The organism is Erwinia piriflorinigrans CFBP 5888 (assembly GCF_001050515.1).
Taxonomy (GTDB): Bacteria; Pseudomonadota; Gammaproteobacteria; order Enterobacterales; family Enterobacteriaceae; genus Erwinia; species Erwinia piriflorinigrans.
In genome coordinates, this window is the sequence record NZ_CAHS01000015.1 from 138,035 (window position 1) to 153,919 (window position 15,885).

General features: G+C 51.4%; 14 protein-coding genes. 7 read left to right on the plus strand and 7 right to left on the minus strand.

Annotated elements, in window-relative coordinates; genetic code table 11:
- Positions 1-18 precede the first annotated feature (18 nt).
- Positions 19-948, minus strand: a complete 930-nt coding sequence (gene tus / locus EPIR_RS08920; protein ID WP_023655030.1) for a DNA replication terminus site-binding protein — start codon at positions 946-948, stop codon at positions 19-21.
- Positions 949-1,195: 247 nt separating this feature from the next.
- On the opposite strand from tus, the gene EPIR_RS08925 reads away from it, so the two are divergent.
- Positions 1,196-1,993 (plus strand): DUF1460 domain-containing protein, encoded by a 798-nt coding sequence (locus EPIR_RS08925; protein WP_023655031.1) that lies wholly within the window; start codon positions 1,196-1,198, stop codon positions 1,991-1,993.
- 108 nt (positions 1,994-2,101) lie between these two features.
- On the opposite strand, the gene EPIR_RS08930 is transcribed toward EPIR_RS08925, so the two are convergent.
- Entirely contained in the window at positions 2,102-3,370 is a 1,269-nt protein-coding gene (locus EPIR_RS08930) for an MFS transporter (protein WP_023655032.1), read from the minus strand.
- Positions 3,371-3,472: 102 nt separating this feature from the next.
- On the opposite strand from EPIR_RS08930, the gene EPIR_RS08935 reads away from it, so the two are divergent.
- From EPIR_RS08935 to bioD, 3 genes are all read left to right on the plus strand, one after another.
- Entirely contained in the window at positions 3,473-4,360 is an 888-nt protein-coding gene (locus EPIR_RS08935; RefSeq protein WP_023655034.1) for a LysR family transcriptional regulator, read from the plus strand.
- Positions 4,361-4,551: 191 nt separating this feature from the next.
- Positions 4,552-5,769: a sugar metabolism global transcriptional regulator Mlc gene (mlc, locus tag EPIR_RS08940; RefSeq protein ID WP_023655035.1), complete on the plus strand. Its 1,218-nt coding sequence runs from the start codon at positions 4,552-4,554 to the stop codon at positions 5,767-5,769.
- Positions 5,770-5,888: 119 nt separating this feature from the next.
- Positions 5,889-6,551, plus strand: coding sequence for a dethiobiotin synthase (gene bioD / locus EPIR_RS08945; protein WP_023655036.1), 663 nt, complete (start codon positions 5,889-5,891; stop codon positions 6,549-6,551).
- Between the two features lie 70 nt (positions 6,552-6,621).
- Here the strand turns inward: bioD and EPIR_RS08950 are convergent, their stop codons facing one another.
- Complete coding sequence (locus EPIR_RS08950; protein ID WP_023655037.1) at positions 6,622-7,578, minus strand: LysR family transcriptional regulator; 957 nt, start codon at positions 7,576-7,578, stop codon at positions 6,622-6,624.
- A 104-nt stretch (positions 7,579-7,682) separates the two neighbouring features.
- Between EPIR_RS08950 and EPIR_RS08955 the strand changes: the two genes are divergently transcribed.
- Positions 7,683-8,900 carry an MFS transporter gene (locus EPIR_RS08955; protein ID WP_023655038.1) on the plus strand — a complete coding sequence of 406 codons (1,218 nt, stop codon included), beginning with the start codon at positions 7,683-7,685 and terminating at the stop codon, positions 8,898-8,900.
- A 98-nt stretch (positions 8,901-8,998) separates the two neighbouring features.
- Here EPIR_RS08955 and EPIR_RS08960 read toward each other — a convergent pair whose 3' ends face one another.
- The 3 genes from EPIR_RS08960 to ydfG all read right to left on the minus strand — a co-directional run bounded on the left by EPIR_RS08960 (position 8,999) and on the right by ydfG (position 10,605).
- The gene (locus EPIR_RS08960) at positions 8,999-9,295 is read right to left on the minus strand and encodes a DUF1161 domain-containing protein (RefSeq protein WP_023655039.1); all 297 of its coding nucleotides are present in this window, start codon (positions 9,293-9,295) and stop codon (positions 8,999-9,001) included.
- Positions 9,296-9,333: 38 nt separating this feature from the next.
- Entirely contained in the window at positions 9,334-9,681 is a 348-nt protein-coding gene (locus tag EPIR_RS08965) for a DUF1283 family protein (protein WP_023655040.1), read from the minus strand.
- 177 nt (positions 9,682-9,858) lie between these two features.
- The gene (gene ydfG, locus EPIR_RS08970; RefSeq protein ID WP_023655041.1) at positions 9,859-10,605 is read right to left on the minus strand and encodes a bifunctional NADP-dependent 3-hydroxy acid dehydrogenase/3-hydroxypropionate dehydrogenase YdfG; all 747 of its coding nucleotides are present in this window, start codon (positions 10,603-10,605) and stop codon (positions 9,859-9,861) included.
- A 367-nt stretch (positions 10,606-10,972) separates the two neighbouring features.
- On the opposite strand from ydfG, the gene guaD reads away from it, so the two are divergent.
- Both guaD and dcp read left to right on the plus strand, forming a co-directional pair.
- Positions 10,973-12,331, plus strand: a complete 1,359-nt coding sequence (guaD, locus tag EPIR_RS08975) for a guanine deaminase (protein ID WP_023655042.1) — start codon at positions 10,973-10,975, stop codon at positions 12,329-12,331.
- Positions 12,332-12,378: 47 nt separating this feature from the next.
- A complete protein-coding gene (dcp, locus tag EPIR_RS08980) occupies positions 12,379-14,523 on the plus strand; it encodes a peptidyl-dipeptidase Dcp (RefSeq protein WP_048697241.1) in 2,145 nt (714 codons plus the stop codon).
- 40 nt (positions 14,524-14,563) lie between these two features.
- On the opposite strand, the gene hpxO is transcribed toward dcp, so the two are convergent.
- Complete coding sequence (gene hpxO, locus EPIR_RS08985) at positions 14,564-15,721, minus strand: FAD-dependent urate hydroxylase HpxO (protein ID WP_023655044.1); 1,158 nt, start codon at positions 15,719-15,721, stop codon at positions 14,564-14,566.
- Between the last annotated feature and the right edge of the window lie 164 nt (positions 15,722-15,885).

Consider the following 15,885-nt stretch of genomic DNA (forward strand, 5'->3'; position numbering starts at 1 on the left):
ATTGTGTCCGCGCCGTGCCTACGCCAGCCGATCGGCATAGAGATGCAGGCGTGGAATAAGCAGGTGCAAGGGTTGTGCATCAGGTTTGTAGCGGTGCACAACCTTATCCGCATCATAATTCAGCAACTCTCCCAGCTTGGGCACGCTATTGGCATCCGGGCACAACACCAGCAGTGGCGAAGGGCAGGCCAGCTGGATCTGTTTCTGCTGCTCTACATGCCAGACGCGGGCTATCGGCTGCACCTTCACCGGACGTTTTATTTTCAACACCGCATCAGCAGGCAGTGACTTGAGGAGCTTTATCTCGTCTTCCACCCGTTCAGCCCACTGTTCGCGTGTCCAGGGGGCGACAGCACGTCCCGCTTTTATGCTTTTCTGAAGCTTCTCCAGCATCTCGTTGATGCTAACGTTCTTGATAATGTGCTTATTTGCCCAGCCAAAACGCACCGAGTCAGGGGACTCGATCAAAGCTATGGTGCGATAAGCATTCAAAGTGATTAATCCGCGCAGGTGCGTATGTACGAACTCAAAGCGCTCTTCACTGGGCAACCCGGATTCTACAGTGATGAGCTGTTCCAGGCGCTGCTTCAGCTGATTAATCGTCTGAATTTGTTGACGCAGCAGGGCAGATTGCGGGTTATTGGTTTCGATGCAGATCGCTCCGGGGAGGCGTACTGCGGCTTTGGTGCTGAGCTTTTCCGACTGATGTTGCATAAACAGGCGGCTGAAGTGGGTCAACGCGCGTTGCAGTGCCTGCTGACCGGTGAGTTGTCTTACTGAAATTTGCGTCAAAGGTTCATGTTCTTGACCTTTTGCAACCTCGGGTAACTCAAAAACGCGCGCCGCCAGCAGGCGTAAGGTCATTATCTGCTGCTGTAACTCACGCAGCTCATGCTCCAGTTGAGCTACAACGCGATGAAGCTGTTCAATAACATCATAACGGTTCATTGTTACCTCGAATATTAGTTACAACATACTAAATTATCATAATGACAAAGGAGATGAACTTCAACACTGAAGATAGCTGTTTTTCAAACAGGAAAGGGTAGCGCTGGTTTTACGTGATGCAGCTCCCTTAAACAGGGTTATCAACCCTAGTTAATCAACGCAGTATAAACAAACGGCTTTTATCGCTCGCATGCATAAAAAAATGTTATTAAATATGCGCCGGGAATATCTATTAGGGAAAATACACATGAAAAAGACGGCTCTATTTTTATTACTTTCGGCCTGCCTCGCCTCGTGTACTAAAAGCAACGGCAATCAATATCAGACGAAAATGGATCGGTTTACTTCCGATAAAGTGAATGAGGTCATTCGCGAAAAAGTTATTACGTCAGGGGAGGCTGAACGCGGTAATCTTATCAGTGCTGTGTCATCGGCTTTTCTGAATACTCCCTACAAGGGCAATACGCTGATTGGATCAGCAGATAATAAAGAAATATTGGTAGCAGATTTCAACGGAGTCGATTGTTTTACCCTGCTTGATTACGTGGAAGCCTTGACGCGATCTAAAGATCATACATCATTTATTAACAATTTGGTTGATACAAGATATGCGCATGGAAATGTTGGATATTTCAGCAGAAAGCATTTTTTCACTGACTGGTTCGCTGTTGCTCCCTACAATGCCACCGATGTCACACGCCAGATCAGCCCTGATTACGTGAGTGTGCAAAAGAACCTTAACGCGAAAGCAGACGGTAGCCAATATATACCCGACCTTGGCATTATACCCAGGGAAATAAACTATATACCAGGCCACGCAATCAATGAAGCGATGCTTGATAAACTTAAATCCGGTGATTATGTCGGCGTTTATTCTAAACTTCCGGGACTGGATGTTTCACATACCGGGATAGTCATCAAAACCGATGGTAAGGTTTGGTTCAGGAATGCCTCCTCATTGGCAAGTAACCGTAAGGTGGTTGATTCGCCATTTATTGAGTATATGGCTGCGAAACCCGGATTTATTGTTCTGCGTACAGAGTAGATCCAGCATCGAAATGCTATAAGCCTGAATAAGGGGATTAATGACTCGCTCGGGCTTAAAAGAGCAGTAGCGCCGGATGGTCCCGGCGCGAGTGAAAAACAGTGCTGATTAAAGCTTTCTGGCGTGCAATCGTGAACCTACCAATAACGCCAGTAGCAGCAGAGCAGCGATAAACCCGGCAATACCGTGCCAGCCGAAACTGTGCCAGAAAACGCCTCCCAAAGTACCTGCCACGCTCGAACCCAGATAGTAGAAGAAAAGATAAAGCGACGAGGCCTGGCCGCGTGCGTGTCTTGCGCGAACGCTAATCCAGCCGCTGGCGACCGAGTGCGCGGCAAAAAAGCCTGCGGTAAAGAGCATCATTCCCAGCAGGATAAACCAGACATAACCTGACAAGGTAACCACAAGTCCGGTCAACATAATGGCGGTGGAAAAGAGCAGTACCGGTGCGCGCCCGTATTTTGCCGTCATCACTCCCGCTTTAGGGGAACTCCAGGAGCCGGTCAGGTAGACCACGGAAAGCAGTCCAACCACGGCTTGATTGAGGGAGAAGGGAGCAGACAGCAAACGGTAGCCAATGTAGTTAAACAGGGTAACAAATGACCCCATTAACAAAAATCCTTCAGCAAACAGTAACGGAAGCCCCTGATCGCGCCAGTGCAGGCGGAAGTTTAGCATCAGGTTGCGTGGCTTGAGTGAAGTTGGACGGAAGTGACGTGATGCTGGCAAAATTTTCCAAAACATCAGTGCAGCAGCAAGAGATAAACAGCCGATCACCATGAGCGCAACCCGCCAGTTGCTGAAATCTGAGATAACGCCGCTGAGCAAGCGGCCGCTCATACCGCCGATTGAATTACCGCTGATATACAGGCCCATTGAAAAGGCCACCACGCCGGGGTGGATCTCTTCGCTGAGATAAGTCATCCCCACTGCCGCCACACCGCTTAAAGCCAGCCCGGTCAGCGCCCGCATCACCAAAATACCGTGCCAGCTGGTCATGGTGGCGGAGAGTAGAGTGCAGATAGCCGCAAGCAGCAGTGCTGTAACCATGACCGACTTACGTCCAACCGCATCGGAAAGTGGGCCTGTTACCAGCAGTCCAAGCGCCATTAGCCCGGTAGCAACCGACAACGATATGCTGCTTGCCGCAGGTGATATGCCAAACTCTTGCGACAGAAGCGGTAGCATGGGCTGAACACAATAAAGCAAGGCAAAGGTCGCAAGCCCTGCGGAAAACAGCGCCAGAGTCACGCGCATAAACTGGGGCGTACCGCGTTTGATATACACATTTTTGGCTACGGCAGGAGTAGAAACAGGGGCGGACGTTGACCGTTCATCGCTTATGGGCTGCGTGACGGCTGGGGAAAAGCGGTTCACTTCGGATCCTTAGGTGTAATAAAAATTATCAACCTGTGAAGAGTAGGAAAGATGGTTTATGATGTCTAATATATTAATAATCTCAAATGATATGCTGTAAATATGAATATCGAATTGCGTCACCTGCGATATTTTATCGCCGTTGCTGAAGAGCTGCATTTTGGTCGAGCTGCAATGCGGCTAAATATCTCGCAGCCGCCGCTGAGTCAGCAGATTCAAATCCTTGAGCAGGAGATCGGCGCACGGCTGTTTGCCCGTACTAACCGTAGCGTCCGACTGACAGCTGCCGGGCAGCAGTTTTACCAGGATGCGTGCCTTGTTATGCAGCAGGTTGAACAGGCTGCCGACAAAGCAGCAAGATTGCATCGAGGAGACGAAGGGGAGTTACGCATTGGTTTTACCTCATCCGCTCCGCTAATCAGTGCCGTATCGCATGCACTTTTTACTTTTCGGCAACGTTATCCGGCTGTTCATGTCGAAATGCAGGAGATCAATACGCGCCAACAGCTGGCACCGCTTAGCGATGGGCGACTTGATTTGGGGGTTATGCGTAATACCGTGCTCCCAGAAACGTTTCATCACCAGCTGCTGCTACGAGAGCCGATGTATGCCCTGGTGCACCGAGCACACCGACTGGCACACCGTCAACAGATTGCGCTCAGTGAACTGGCGCTTGAGCCTTTTGTTTTCTTCGCCCCTGGAGTAGGCACTGCACTGTATGGCGAAATTATCCAATTACTGCAACGATATGATATTCAACCCAATATTGCTCAAGAAGTGGGAGAAGCTATGACCATTATTGGCCTGGTCTCTGGCGGCCTGGGCGTGTCGATTTTACCGGCTTCATTTCACCGGGTGCGGTTGAATGATGTGGTCTGGATACCCCTGCAAGAACAGGATGCGCGATCTGAGGTCTGGTTGGTGTGGTCAAAACAGCGGGAAATGCCAGCGGTAGCCGCTGCGATGAAGACATTATTGTTGCCCGGTTAGAGTCGATATCGTAAAACATCATCTTGTTTAACTGAGGTTTTGTGTTGTAAATCACATTTCAAAACACATAGTTGACCTCATCTGATTAGTGTTTCACCATGAGTAGATGGCTTTATTTCAGCGTAAATAATAACAGCCCATGTCAGCAGGTATCAGCGACATTAAGCGAATGATAATAACCCGGAGAGAATGTGATTACGGATAGCCTGCCTGGTCATATTGACCATATCAAGCAAATGAATGCCGGGATGGTGTACCGCCTGATCGATCGCTATGGTCCCGTGTCGCGCATTGAGCTCTCCAAAAAAGCACACCTCGCTCCAGCCAGTATTACCAAAATTGTACGTGAACTACTGCAAGCCCATTTGGTGCAGGAAACCGAATTTTTAGATGCAGGATGCCGTGGACGTCCCGCAGTTGGATTGGTGCTTGACAGCCGTGGATGGCATTATCTCTCCGTGCGCATCGGTAATGGGGATATCACCCTCGCGCTGCGCGATCTGAGCAGTAAGATGATAGCTGAACAGCAGTTTCCTTTGCCCGTTGTGGCTGAAAAATCACTGCTAACGCGTATTCTGCACCATGTCGATCGCTTCTTTATCCAGCATCAACATCAACTTGAACGACTGACCGCTATTGCCATTACGCTGACCGGAACGATAAACGGTCAAACTGGCATCGTTCACAGCATGCCATTTTATCAGGTCGAGAACATGCCGCTTGGGGCTGAACTGGAGAAACGCACCGGGCTGCCCGTTTTCATTCAGCACGATATTTGCGCCTGGACTAAGGCCGAAGCGTTATTTGGTGCTTCGCGTGAAGACAGCGACATTATTCAGGTGATCATTCATCACAACGTCGGGGCAGGGATTATCACTGACGGTCAGCTGCTGCATGGAGGTAGAGCCACGCGGGCCGAGATCGGTCACTCCCAGGTCGATCCCTGTGGCAAATTGTGTTATTGCGGTAATCACGGCTGCCTGGAAACGGTCGCAGGTATCGACGCGATATTGGCGCTGGCAGCGCAACGTCTGTCGGCATCTAAGGCATCTGCCCTATATAATCAGCCACTGACCATCGACACGTTATGTGATGCCGCACTGTCCGGGGATCCGCTGGCCTGCGATATCATTTCCGGGGTTGGCACTAGCGTGGGGCAAATATTGGCCGTCATGGTCAATGTTTTTCATCCACAGAAAATACTGATTGGTTCACCGCTTAATCGGGCACGGTCGATCCTGTTTCCCGCTATTGCTACCCGCATTCGTCAGCAGGCTTTGCCAGCCTACACCGCAGAACTCCGCATAGAATCCACTCAATTAGTTCAGCCCGGCACGTTGTCCTCAGCCGCACTGGTGAAGGAGGCGTTATATAACGGATCGCTGTTAATCAAATTGCTACAAGGCTGATAAACCCACCAAACATTGCGCTAACGCAATCCCCAGGGACAGGCATTGTCCTAAACTTTTTGTTCAACTTGAGCACCTAAACTTTAAACAGCCCGAGCCGGGCATGCCGGAGTTATCCTATGTCAACACGGTTATTTGTCACTGGAACGGATACGGAAGTTGGGAAAACGGTGGTTTCGCGCGCGTTATTGCAGAAGCTGACAGCAGAGGGGAAGCGCAGCGTGGGTTATAAACCCGTGGCAAAAAGCAGTAATCAAACTCCAGAAGGGGCACGCAATCAAGATGCGTTGGTGTTACAGGCGTCTTCTTCCGTCGCTTTGCCCTATCAGGCAATAAACCCGGTAACTTTGCTGGATAACGAGATCAGTACCAGCCCAACGCCGATTAGCTATGATGTGTTGAGCACTGGGCTGAAAGCGCTGGATGACCATGCTGACTATATCATTGTCGAGGGCACGGGGGGATGGCGTAGCCTAATGAGCGATCTGCAACCGTTATCTGATTGGGCTGTACGGGAGCAACTGCCGGTGGTGTTGGTCGTGGGGATTAAATTGGGCTGCATCAGCCATGCACTGCTTACCGCACAGGCGGTGATCAATGATGGATTACCACTGTGTGGTTGGGTCGCTAATCGCATAAATCCAGGGCTGTCGCACTATGCAGAAATCATTGCCGTACTGCGAAATAAAATTCCGGCACCGTTGCTGGGAGAAATACCTTATTTGTCCCGACCAGAGACGCGTGAGTTGGCGCATTACCTCGATCTGTCACCTTTATTTTAATGGTCTGATTACCTGCTGTTTGCGGGCAATTTCTGACGTTGGCGTGACGCTGTCACATTTGACGGCTTTGTCACGGCTTCAGGCGGGCAGGCCGTTTGCAACCTGCGTCCATCAGGGGGGGGGGGGGGGGCATCAGACTCTGGTGTATAAAATCAATGAAAGCTCTTGTTCTGGCGGGCAAATAACGACCATTTGAATAAAGTGCAAACAATTGCAATGGTGCCGCCTGCTGTTCAAACTCAACCTCGATTAACCGTCCATCGCTAATGTAGGGTTGGCAGGCTTGTTTCGATAGAATGGCGAAACCGACACCTGATACCGCAGCTCGTCCCGCCATCTCTCCGCTGTTTACCCGATAATGCCCTTTAACCTTAATTGTCTCGAATCCCCCCTTTGTATTAACAAACTGCCAGGGAGCACCTTTCAGCGCACTTACCGTTGTAATACAGGGTAATTCTTCAAATTGCTGGATATGAGAAGGGGTGCCATAACGCTGAATGACGGCAGGGGCTGCAACAATAGTGCAAGGGATGGTCACCAGATGACGGGCTATGTAGTCACTGTCATCCATCTGACCACGAGTAACAACGATCGCTAAATCCAGATCCTCTCGCAGAGATTCTAAGCCCGACAAGTTTGTGACGCAGCTGATCTCGACATCCGGATACTGACAGGCAAAATCGGCAATAGCAGAACTCAGAAGCGCAGGCCCCATTTCACTGGGAATACAGATACGCAATGGTCCTTTAAGCTGAATTTGCCGCAATGTTAATTCAGTTTCAGTTTGTTCCAGCATCTCCAGTAATGGCTTTGCCCGGGTATAGAGTAGCTGGCCTGACGGGGTCAGTTTCATGTGCCGAGTGCTGCGTTCAATAAGCTGAAGATTCAGTTTTTTTTCTAACTGAGAAATACAACGGCTCACGTTTGATGTCGGCATCTCAAGGGCTTTGGATGCGCCGACAAAACTTTCTCTTTCAACCACGGCGACGAAGATTTTCAGGGTCGTAAAATCAAGAGCCGGTCGCATTTATTATCCCATATTTGATAAATATGAATGCCGTTTTACCATCTTTTTCTCAACAGTGACAGCCGTTAAGCTGAAAGATACCTTACATCTACAGGCTGCTTCCAATGTCACGAATCCCGCACAGGTTTAATCACAACGTCCTTATACGGATAGCCGTTGTCACCTCCTTTATTCAGTTTGCGAATGCGCTGGAATACATGGCGTTCAACCCCATTTTTGCCTTTATGGCAGCAGATTTTGCCGTTCCTGTGTCCTTTTCTGGTTATGTATCAGGGCTGTATACGTCAGGCGCGGTCCTTTCGGGAATCGCTGTTTTTTACTGGATCAAACGGTTCGATCAGAAGCGTTTTTTGCTCATCAATATGGCACTGTTAGGCATGCTTACATTATTGACCACGCTCACCACCCGTTTTGATGTTCTGCTGGCGTTACGACTCTGTGCCGGGTTGCTTGGTGGCACGACAATGGGAGTGGGTACCAGTATATTGATAAATTACGCGCCAGTTAACCTGCGGGGGAAAATGCTGGCCACGGTGATTGCTGCATTTTCGCTGGTCAGCATTGTCGGTATGCCTGCTGTATTATTTTTGTGTACACATTATGGCTGGCATGTCGCTCTTTGGTTAATCAGCGCACTTTGTTTGCTGGCATTACCCATGATTATCATCACGGTCCCCAAAAATTCGCGCCCTTCAGATAGGCAGTTTGCCCCGCGTAAACCCTCTCTTGATAGGGAGACGTTGCTGTTTGCTTCCAGTAATGCGCTGGTGCAGTTCAGCCCAATGCTGGTCATTCCCATTCTGGTGCCACTGATGACCCAACGGTTGGGTGCATCACAAAGCCTGTTGCCGTGGCTTTTTTTCACAGGAGGTATTGCTGGTTATCTGTCCACTAAAATAACAGGCATATTAACCTCCCGTATTTCCGCTGCCACTATGGCGACAGGTTCAACTCTCATTTTTCTACTGAGTTTGCTGATAGCGGCCCTGGGCTATCAGAATTCGGCATTATTTATTATTTTATTTCTCGGGGCGTCTTACAGTCGTCTGGTTTTATCATCGGCGGTGACGGTTCAATTCCCTGACGATCGGCAGCGGGCTGGATTCACTTCATTGCAGACATCAATCATGTATCTGATTACAACCCTTGCCTTTTTTATGTCCGCTTTGCTCTTACCCAATCAGGGTATCACGCCGCAAAATCTGAACACGCTGCTGGCGGTAAGTGCAGTGACTGCATCAGGGTTCCCGCTGATTGTTATCATCCTGCAAAAGAAACTGGCTGAAAATATGAAACATCAGGGGTTGTCGTATCGAAGCTGATGGTTTAATGAGCCTGGCCGTTTCGCGTCTCATCCCAGCACGCCGGCCCGATTAAAGGGTGGGAGGCGGCCCATCAACGGGCCACCTTATTCACTACGCTATTGTGAGCTATCCTGCGACGTTCCGGTGCTGGCAGACGTATTGCTTTCACCTGCGTCGTTGGTTTTTTTATAAACGATTTTATGCGTATCACTTTCGCAGTGCCCGACGACCTGGCCTCCGGTCTGCTCGAGCTGATCGTTAGGCACAATTTCCAGGCTAAACCCTGAAGCAGACAGGCCATTGTTGATAATCTTCTGACTAATATCAGCTTTCACTGACTCGCAGGATGCCGTGGCTGCCAGGGGCGCGGCGACGGTAAGTGCTAATAAAGCCAATTTAAAACGTTTCATCATCATATCCTTTTGCACCAAATCTGAGCGCAGCAAGTCAATTATGGCGTCACCTGACGGCCGGTACGGCGATCGAGACAACGCAGGGTGTTTGGTTCCCAATAGGCATTCACGTTCAGGCTCTTTTCGCAGCTGTCCTGATTGTCGTAGGCGCGGTCGGCTTTATCGAACTCCTTTTCGACACGATTATTCACTTTACCACGCAGACGGTGGGTAGCATCCCACTGCTCTTTTTGCTCGCGTGCCTGCTCTTTGGTCAGCGCGCTATCACCATTTTCAATAATCAGGCGATTGGTTTGCGCATGCGCACCGTGTGTAGCGGTAAATAGTGCGGCCAGCACGACCAGCGGAAGCGCGGCCTGAGCCAGACGTTGTTGCATTGTCTTCATTGTGGGTTCCTTTCTTTAGGCTGCCAGTCATTACGACTGCACGTATCACATCAACCAGTATATCACCAGCTGCAAAGTGCTCACCAGTGAGCCGACCCTGTCGTTTATGTTAAAGCGAGATTAGCATCTGACTGAGTGACCTGACAGACAGAAAACGCCAGATATAAACGGCTTTGGCTATGCTTTATGGACACGAAGCCCCGCCTGACTCTGCCCAACTGGCATCATCTCCAGCGAGGTAATATTGACGTGCTTAGGCAGGTTTGCTACCCACCAGACGGATTCGGTCACATCTTCCGCCGTGAGTGGCTCGGCGCCGTGATAGACATTATCAGCGCGCGCATCGTCGCCTTTAAAACGTACATTGGAGAACTCGGTGCCGCCCACCAGGCCCGGCTCAATGTCGGTAACGCGCAGCGCAGTGCCATGCAGGTCGGTGCGCAGGTTAAAGCTGAATTGCCGCACAAACGCCTTTGTTGCACCGTAGACATTGCCGCCCGGGTAGGGCCAGCTACCGGCGATGGAACCCATGTTGATAATATGCCCGTTATTACGTTCTACCATTCCCGGTAAAATAGCGCGCGTCATATAAACCAGGCCCTTATTATTGGTATCGATCATATCCTCCCAATCCTGCACGCTGGCGTTTTGCGCAGGTTCGATCCCCAGAGCCAGTCCGGCGTTATTGACCAGTATATCGATACTACGCCATTCTTGCGGCAGGCTGGCTAAGGCCGCATCGATCCCACTGCGGTCACGCACATCCAGAACCAGAGGATAAACACGGTCTCCCAGCTCTTCTTTTAAGGCATTAAGCCTCTCCTGACGGCGGCCGGTGGCAATAACCTGATGGCCCTGAGAGACAAAACGGCGGGTAATACTCTCACCAAATCCGGCGGTAGCACCGGTAACAAATACGATCATTTCACTCTTCCTTTTCACATTTTGGGTCGTTGTCACTTTAACACCTGAATGTTGTGCGGTAACGAGTGAATTATCGTCATCGTAAGACAAAAAAACTGCACCAATAACGTGCGATTGTTTTCTTGATTGTATGATCGTAGTGCATGGACGAACGAAACTGGCGTTTTAAACGCGCTGCTAATGCACTCTTTTTGCCGAAAATCACCGCTTTCTTTGCTGGCAATCGGTTGCGCATCCGATGTGATGACACAAAAACCTAACTAACTGTAATATAAGTATTAATTTGTAAAATTTACTGGCATAACAATTGCAGAAACTTTATCAATAACTCAATGCGTCCTTATGCCGCAGTATTAAAGGAAAAGCTATGTCAGTGAACGATACGCGCGCCATTCGTGCCAGTTTCTTTGATATCACCCGTACCGTTGACAGCCCACAGCAGTTACCGGAAGCCGCGCGCTATCTGGAAGATGGGCTGTTGCTGTTGGATAAAGGCCACATTGTCTCATTAACAGAATGGCAGCAGGGGCAACATCTGCTAGAGCCGGGCGAGAGCGTGTTGGACTATCGCGGTCGATTAATCGTGCCGGGCTTTGTTGATAGTCATATTCATTATCCGCAAACTGAAATGATCGGTGCCTTTGGCGAACAGCTGCTCGAATGGCTTAATCGCTACACCTTTCCGGTTGAAAGCCAGTATCACTGCTCACAGCACGCGGCGAAAATGTCGGCATTTTTCCTTGAGCAGTTGCTCAGTAACGGCACCACCAGCGCACTGGTTTTTGGCACCGTTCATCCGCAGTCGGTTGATGCGCTGTTTGAGGCGGCTGCAAAACTGGAGATGCGGCTGATTGCCGGTAAAGTGATGATGGATCGCCATGCGCCGGATGAACTGATAGAAACCCCCGAAGAGAGTTACCAGCAGACGCGGGAACTGATAGCGCGTTGGCATAATAAAGGGCGTTTAAGCTATGCCCTGACGCCGCGCTTTGCGCCGACTTCTTCACCGCAGCTGCTGGAAAAAGTGCAGCTTCTGCGCAGTGAGTTTCCCGATATCTGGCTACATACCCATTTGAGTGAGAACACTCAAGAGGTGACCTGGGTGAAGGAACTGTTCCCACAGCACGATAGCTATCTGGCGGTCTACGATCATTATCAGCTCACGGGGAAACGCAGCGTGTTTGCCCACTGCCTGCATCTGGAAGATCGGGAATGGCAATGCCTGCATGATACCGATTCGTCGATTGCCTTTTGCCCAACGTCAAATCTGTTTCTTGGCAGCGGCCTGTTTGACCTCCAGCGCTGCTGGCAGCAGGACGTGAAGCGGGGGATGGGGACAGATGTGGGGGCAGGCACCAGCTTCAGCATGTTGCAAACGATGGGTGAAGCTTACAAAGTTGGGCAGCTGCGCGGGTATAAGCTGTCTGCCTGCGAAGCTTTCTATCACGCCACTCTCGGTGGGGCGCAGGCGCTGGATCTCGATCGCTATATTGGTAATTTTGCCAGCGGTAAAGAGGCTGATTTCGTGGTGCTGGACCCGGCAGTATCCGCTTTACAGCAGCTGCGCCACGCCAACAGCCGCGATATATGGGAAAAACTCTTTCTACTGATGACGCTGGGCGACGATCGTAACATCGCGGCAACCTGGGTACATGGCCGCTGCGTTTGGCAGCGTGGGCAACCAGATGCTAAAAAACAGCCCATTGGGAATGATTTTGCTGTGTAGAGCACCTATGCTGAAATTCCAGTCGTTAATCATATGGAGAGCAGGGAATGAGGATGAGACCTTTGGTCTGGGCCATCAGTATTGCACTTACCGCCAGCGCACAGGGCGCACAGACGGCAGAATCACAGCAGGAGAGTCGCCAGATGCAGTCGCAACAGAGTAATCCTTTCAGCCATATAAGTTCATTGCCGTTTCAGGCTCCGCCATTCGATCAGATTAAAAATGCCGATTATCGACCAGCACTTGTCGCCGCGATAGCTGAAAAGCGCGCTGAAATTGAACGTATTGCGAACAATCCTGCGCCGCCCGACTTCGCCAACACCTATCAAGCGCTTGAACAGAGCGGGCGGACGCTACAGCGCGTTTACAACGTATTCAGCGCGATGACCGCCAGTAATACCAATGATGAGCTACAGGCGCTGGATGAGGAAATGTCCCCGGTGATGGCGGCGCTGAATGATGACATCATGTTGAATACTAAACTCTTTGCCCGACTGGACAAGGTTTACCAGCAACGTCTTAGTTTGCCACTGGATGCGGAATCGCTGCGTCTGGTGGAGGTCACCTGGCAGTCCTTCGAGCTGGCCGGAGCGCGCCTTAATGACGAAGAGAAGACGCAGCTCAAAGCCCTCAACCAGGAATCAGCCACCCTGAGCACCCGCTTCAGCACCCGCCTTCTGGCGGCAACGAAAGCGGGGAGTGCGCGATTCAACGACCCGCAGCAGCTGGCCGGCCTGAATAAGGATGAACTGGCTGCCGCCGCCGATGCCGCAGAGACCCGTGGTCAGAAAAACCAGTGGTTGCTGATGTTACAGAACACCACTCAACAGCCCGATTTGCAAAAATTAAGCGATCGTAGCGCACGCAAGACGCTGTTTGACGCCAGCTGGACGCGGGCAGAAAAGTCAGACGCCAATGACACGCGTGAAGTGGTTATGCGCCTGGCTCAGGTGCGTGCGCAGCAGGCAAAGCTGTTGGGGTTTGACAGCTATGCGGCGTGGAAACTTCAGGACCAGATGGCGAAAAACCCGCAGGCCGCGCTGGCTTTTATGCGGCAAATCGCCCCGGCGGCTACGGCGCGCGCGCGGCGTGAAACGGCAGATATTCAGGCGATCATCGATCGGCAGCAGGGCGGTTTTACCGTTGCACCGTGGGACTGGCAATATTATGCCGAACAGGTGCGGCGTGCTCAGTACGATCTCGACGAGTCCGAGATCAGGCCTTACTTTGAGCTGCACAATGTGCTGGAGAATGGCGTATTTTATGCCGCCACGCAGCTATACGGAATCACTTTTAAACCGCGGCCCGATCTGCCGGTTTATCAGCCGGACGTTAAGGTCTATGAGGTGTTTGATAAAGATGGAACGCCGCTGGCGCTGTTCTACGCAGACTGGTTTAAGCGCGATAATAAAGGCGGCGGGGCATGGATGGGGAACTTCGTTGATCAGTCAACGCTGCTGGGCAGCAAGCCGGTTATCTATAACGTAGCCAACTTCAGCAAACCGGCTCCAGGGCAGCCAGCTCTGCTGTCGTGGGATGATGTCATCACCTTGTTCCACGAGTTCGGCCATGCGCTGCACGGGATGTTCGCCAATCAGCGCTATCCGAGCTTATCCGGTACGGCCACCCCTCGCGACTTTGTTGAATTCCCGTCTCAGTTTAACGAGCACTGGGCCAGCAACCCGCAGGTGTTCAGCCACTTCGCCCGCCACTTCCAGAGCGGCGAACCGATGCCAGCCACATTGCGTGATAAGATGCTGCGCGTCAGCAAATTCAACAAAGGCTATGAAATGAGCGAACTGCTGGCAGCGGCATTGCTCGATCAGCACTGGCACGCCCTTGATGCCGGACAACCATTGCAGCAGGTCGACAGCTTCGAACAGAATGCATTAACCCAGGAGCAGATTAATTTGCCAGCGGTTCCACCGCGCTATCGCTCCAGTTACTTCCAGCATATTTGGGGCAACGGCTATGCCGCTGGCTATTACGCCTATCTCTGGAGACAAATGCTGGCGGATGATGGTTTTGCCTGGTTTGATGAGCATGGTGGCCTGACGCGGGAAAACGGTCAGCGTTTCCGTGACAACGTGCTGTCACGTGGTAACAGCGAAGATCTTAAACAGCTCTACCGCAACTGGCGCGGCCGCGATGCGGAAATTGACGCGATGCTGTCTGACCGTGGACTTAAATAACAACCCCGTTTAAGGGGCTGTAAATGATGAGCGGCGCGCTTCACGCCAGCGGGCCGCCTTGGATCGTTTCACACATCCCGCCGATAATGCGTTCGCCGTTTTCTTGCTTCAGTCCGGCGTACCATTCGGCGGTCGTTGCTGCATCTTTCGCGTGGGTGACATCGCAGCGTTTACGTGCTTTCAGCACCAGATCCTTTACCCGCCCGGCACGTTTATTTTGATAACGTAGCAGGGCATCCTCAATGCCCAGCGAGTTGCTTTGTAACGTCATAGCCAGCACGACCGCATCCTCCATCGCCGCGCAGCCGCCCTGACCAATATCCGGGGTGGTACTGTGTGCAGCATCGCCTAGCAGCGCCACGCGGCCTTTCACCAGTGGTGAAAACGGCTCAATGTCGTGGATTTCGACACGGTTGGTAGTCTCTGGATCCAGCCGGGCAATCAGCTGCTGCACCGGGGAAGCCCAGCCAGCAAAGTAACGGGTTAAATCGTCGCGTAGGGAACTGCGGTCTTCTGGCAGCCCTTTCGGCAGCGGTACGTCAAAGAAGAAATAGAAGCGATTTCCGGCAACCGGCATGAGCGACACGCGTTTCCCTTCGCCGACGAAAGTGGTCCACTGATTAGCCGGAGCCAGCGACGGATCGATCTCTACCAGCCCGTTCCAGTTGACGTAACCTGCATAGCGGCGCTCGGTGCAATAACCCAGCACCGACTGGCGTACTACCGAATGCGTGCCGTCGCAGGCGATAAGCAAATCGCCGTGAGCCTCGCTGCCATCGTCAAAGAAGGCCGTGACACCGTCACTATTTTGATTCACGCGACTCACCCGTTTGCCAAACTGCACCCGTTCGCGACCAAAGTTATCCAGCAACATGGCCTGTAATTCGGCCCGTACCACCGGATAGGGACGTTCACCTGAGTGTTGTACCAGCGGATCGAGGCTAAACTGCGTCAGGGTATCCGCGCTGCGAAAATCCTTGTAAGCCATGAAGTCCATTGGGCCGCCAATGGCACGCAGCTCCTCTTTCATGCCCAAATAGTTAAGGCACTTGACTCCGTTTGGCCAAACGGAGATGGCGGCACCGACCGGTTTCATCTCCTTAACCGCCTCGAACACATCGCTCTCAATTCCGCAACGACGCAGGGCAATCGCCGTGCACATTCCGCCAATACCGGCTCCGATAATAATCGCTTTCATTTGTTTCTCCTCGACCGTCTTAACCTAATAATAAGCAATTTTTATACCATGAAAGAATTAAGCAAAAAGTGCCGCTGGCTGAGGTTTGAGGTGAGTGATGAAACAAAAGTTACGATTTAATCTGCGCCACAATGATGCCATGCGCTTTTTTAGTGCAATAAGGT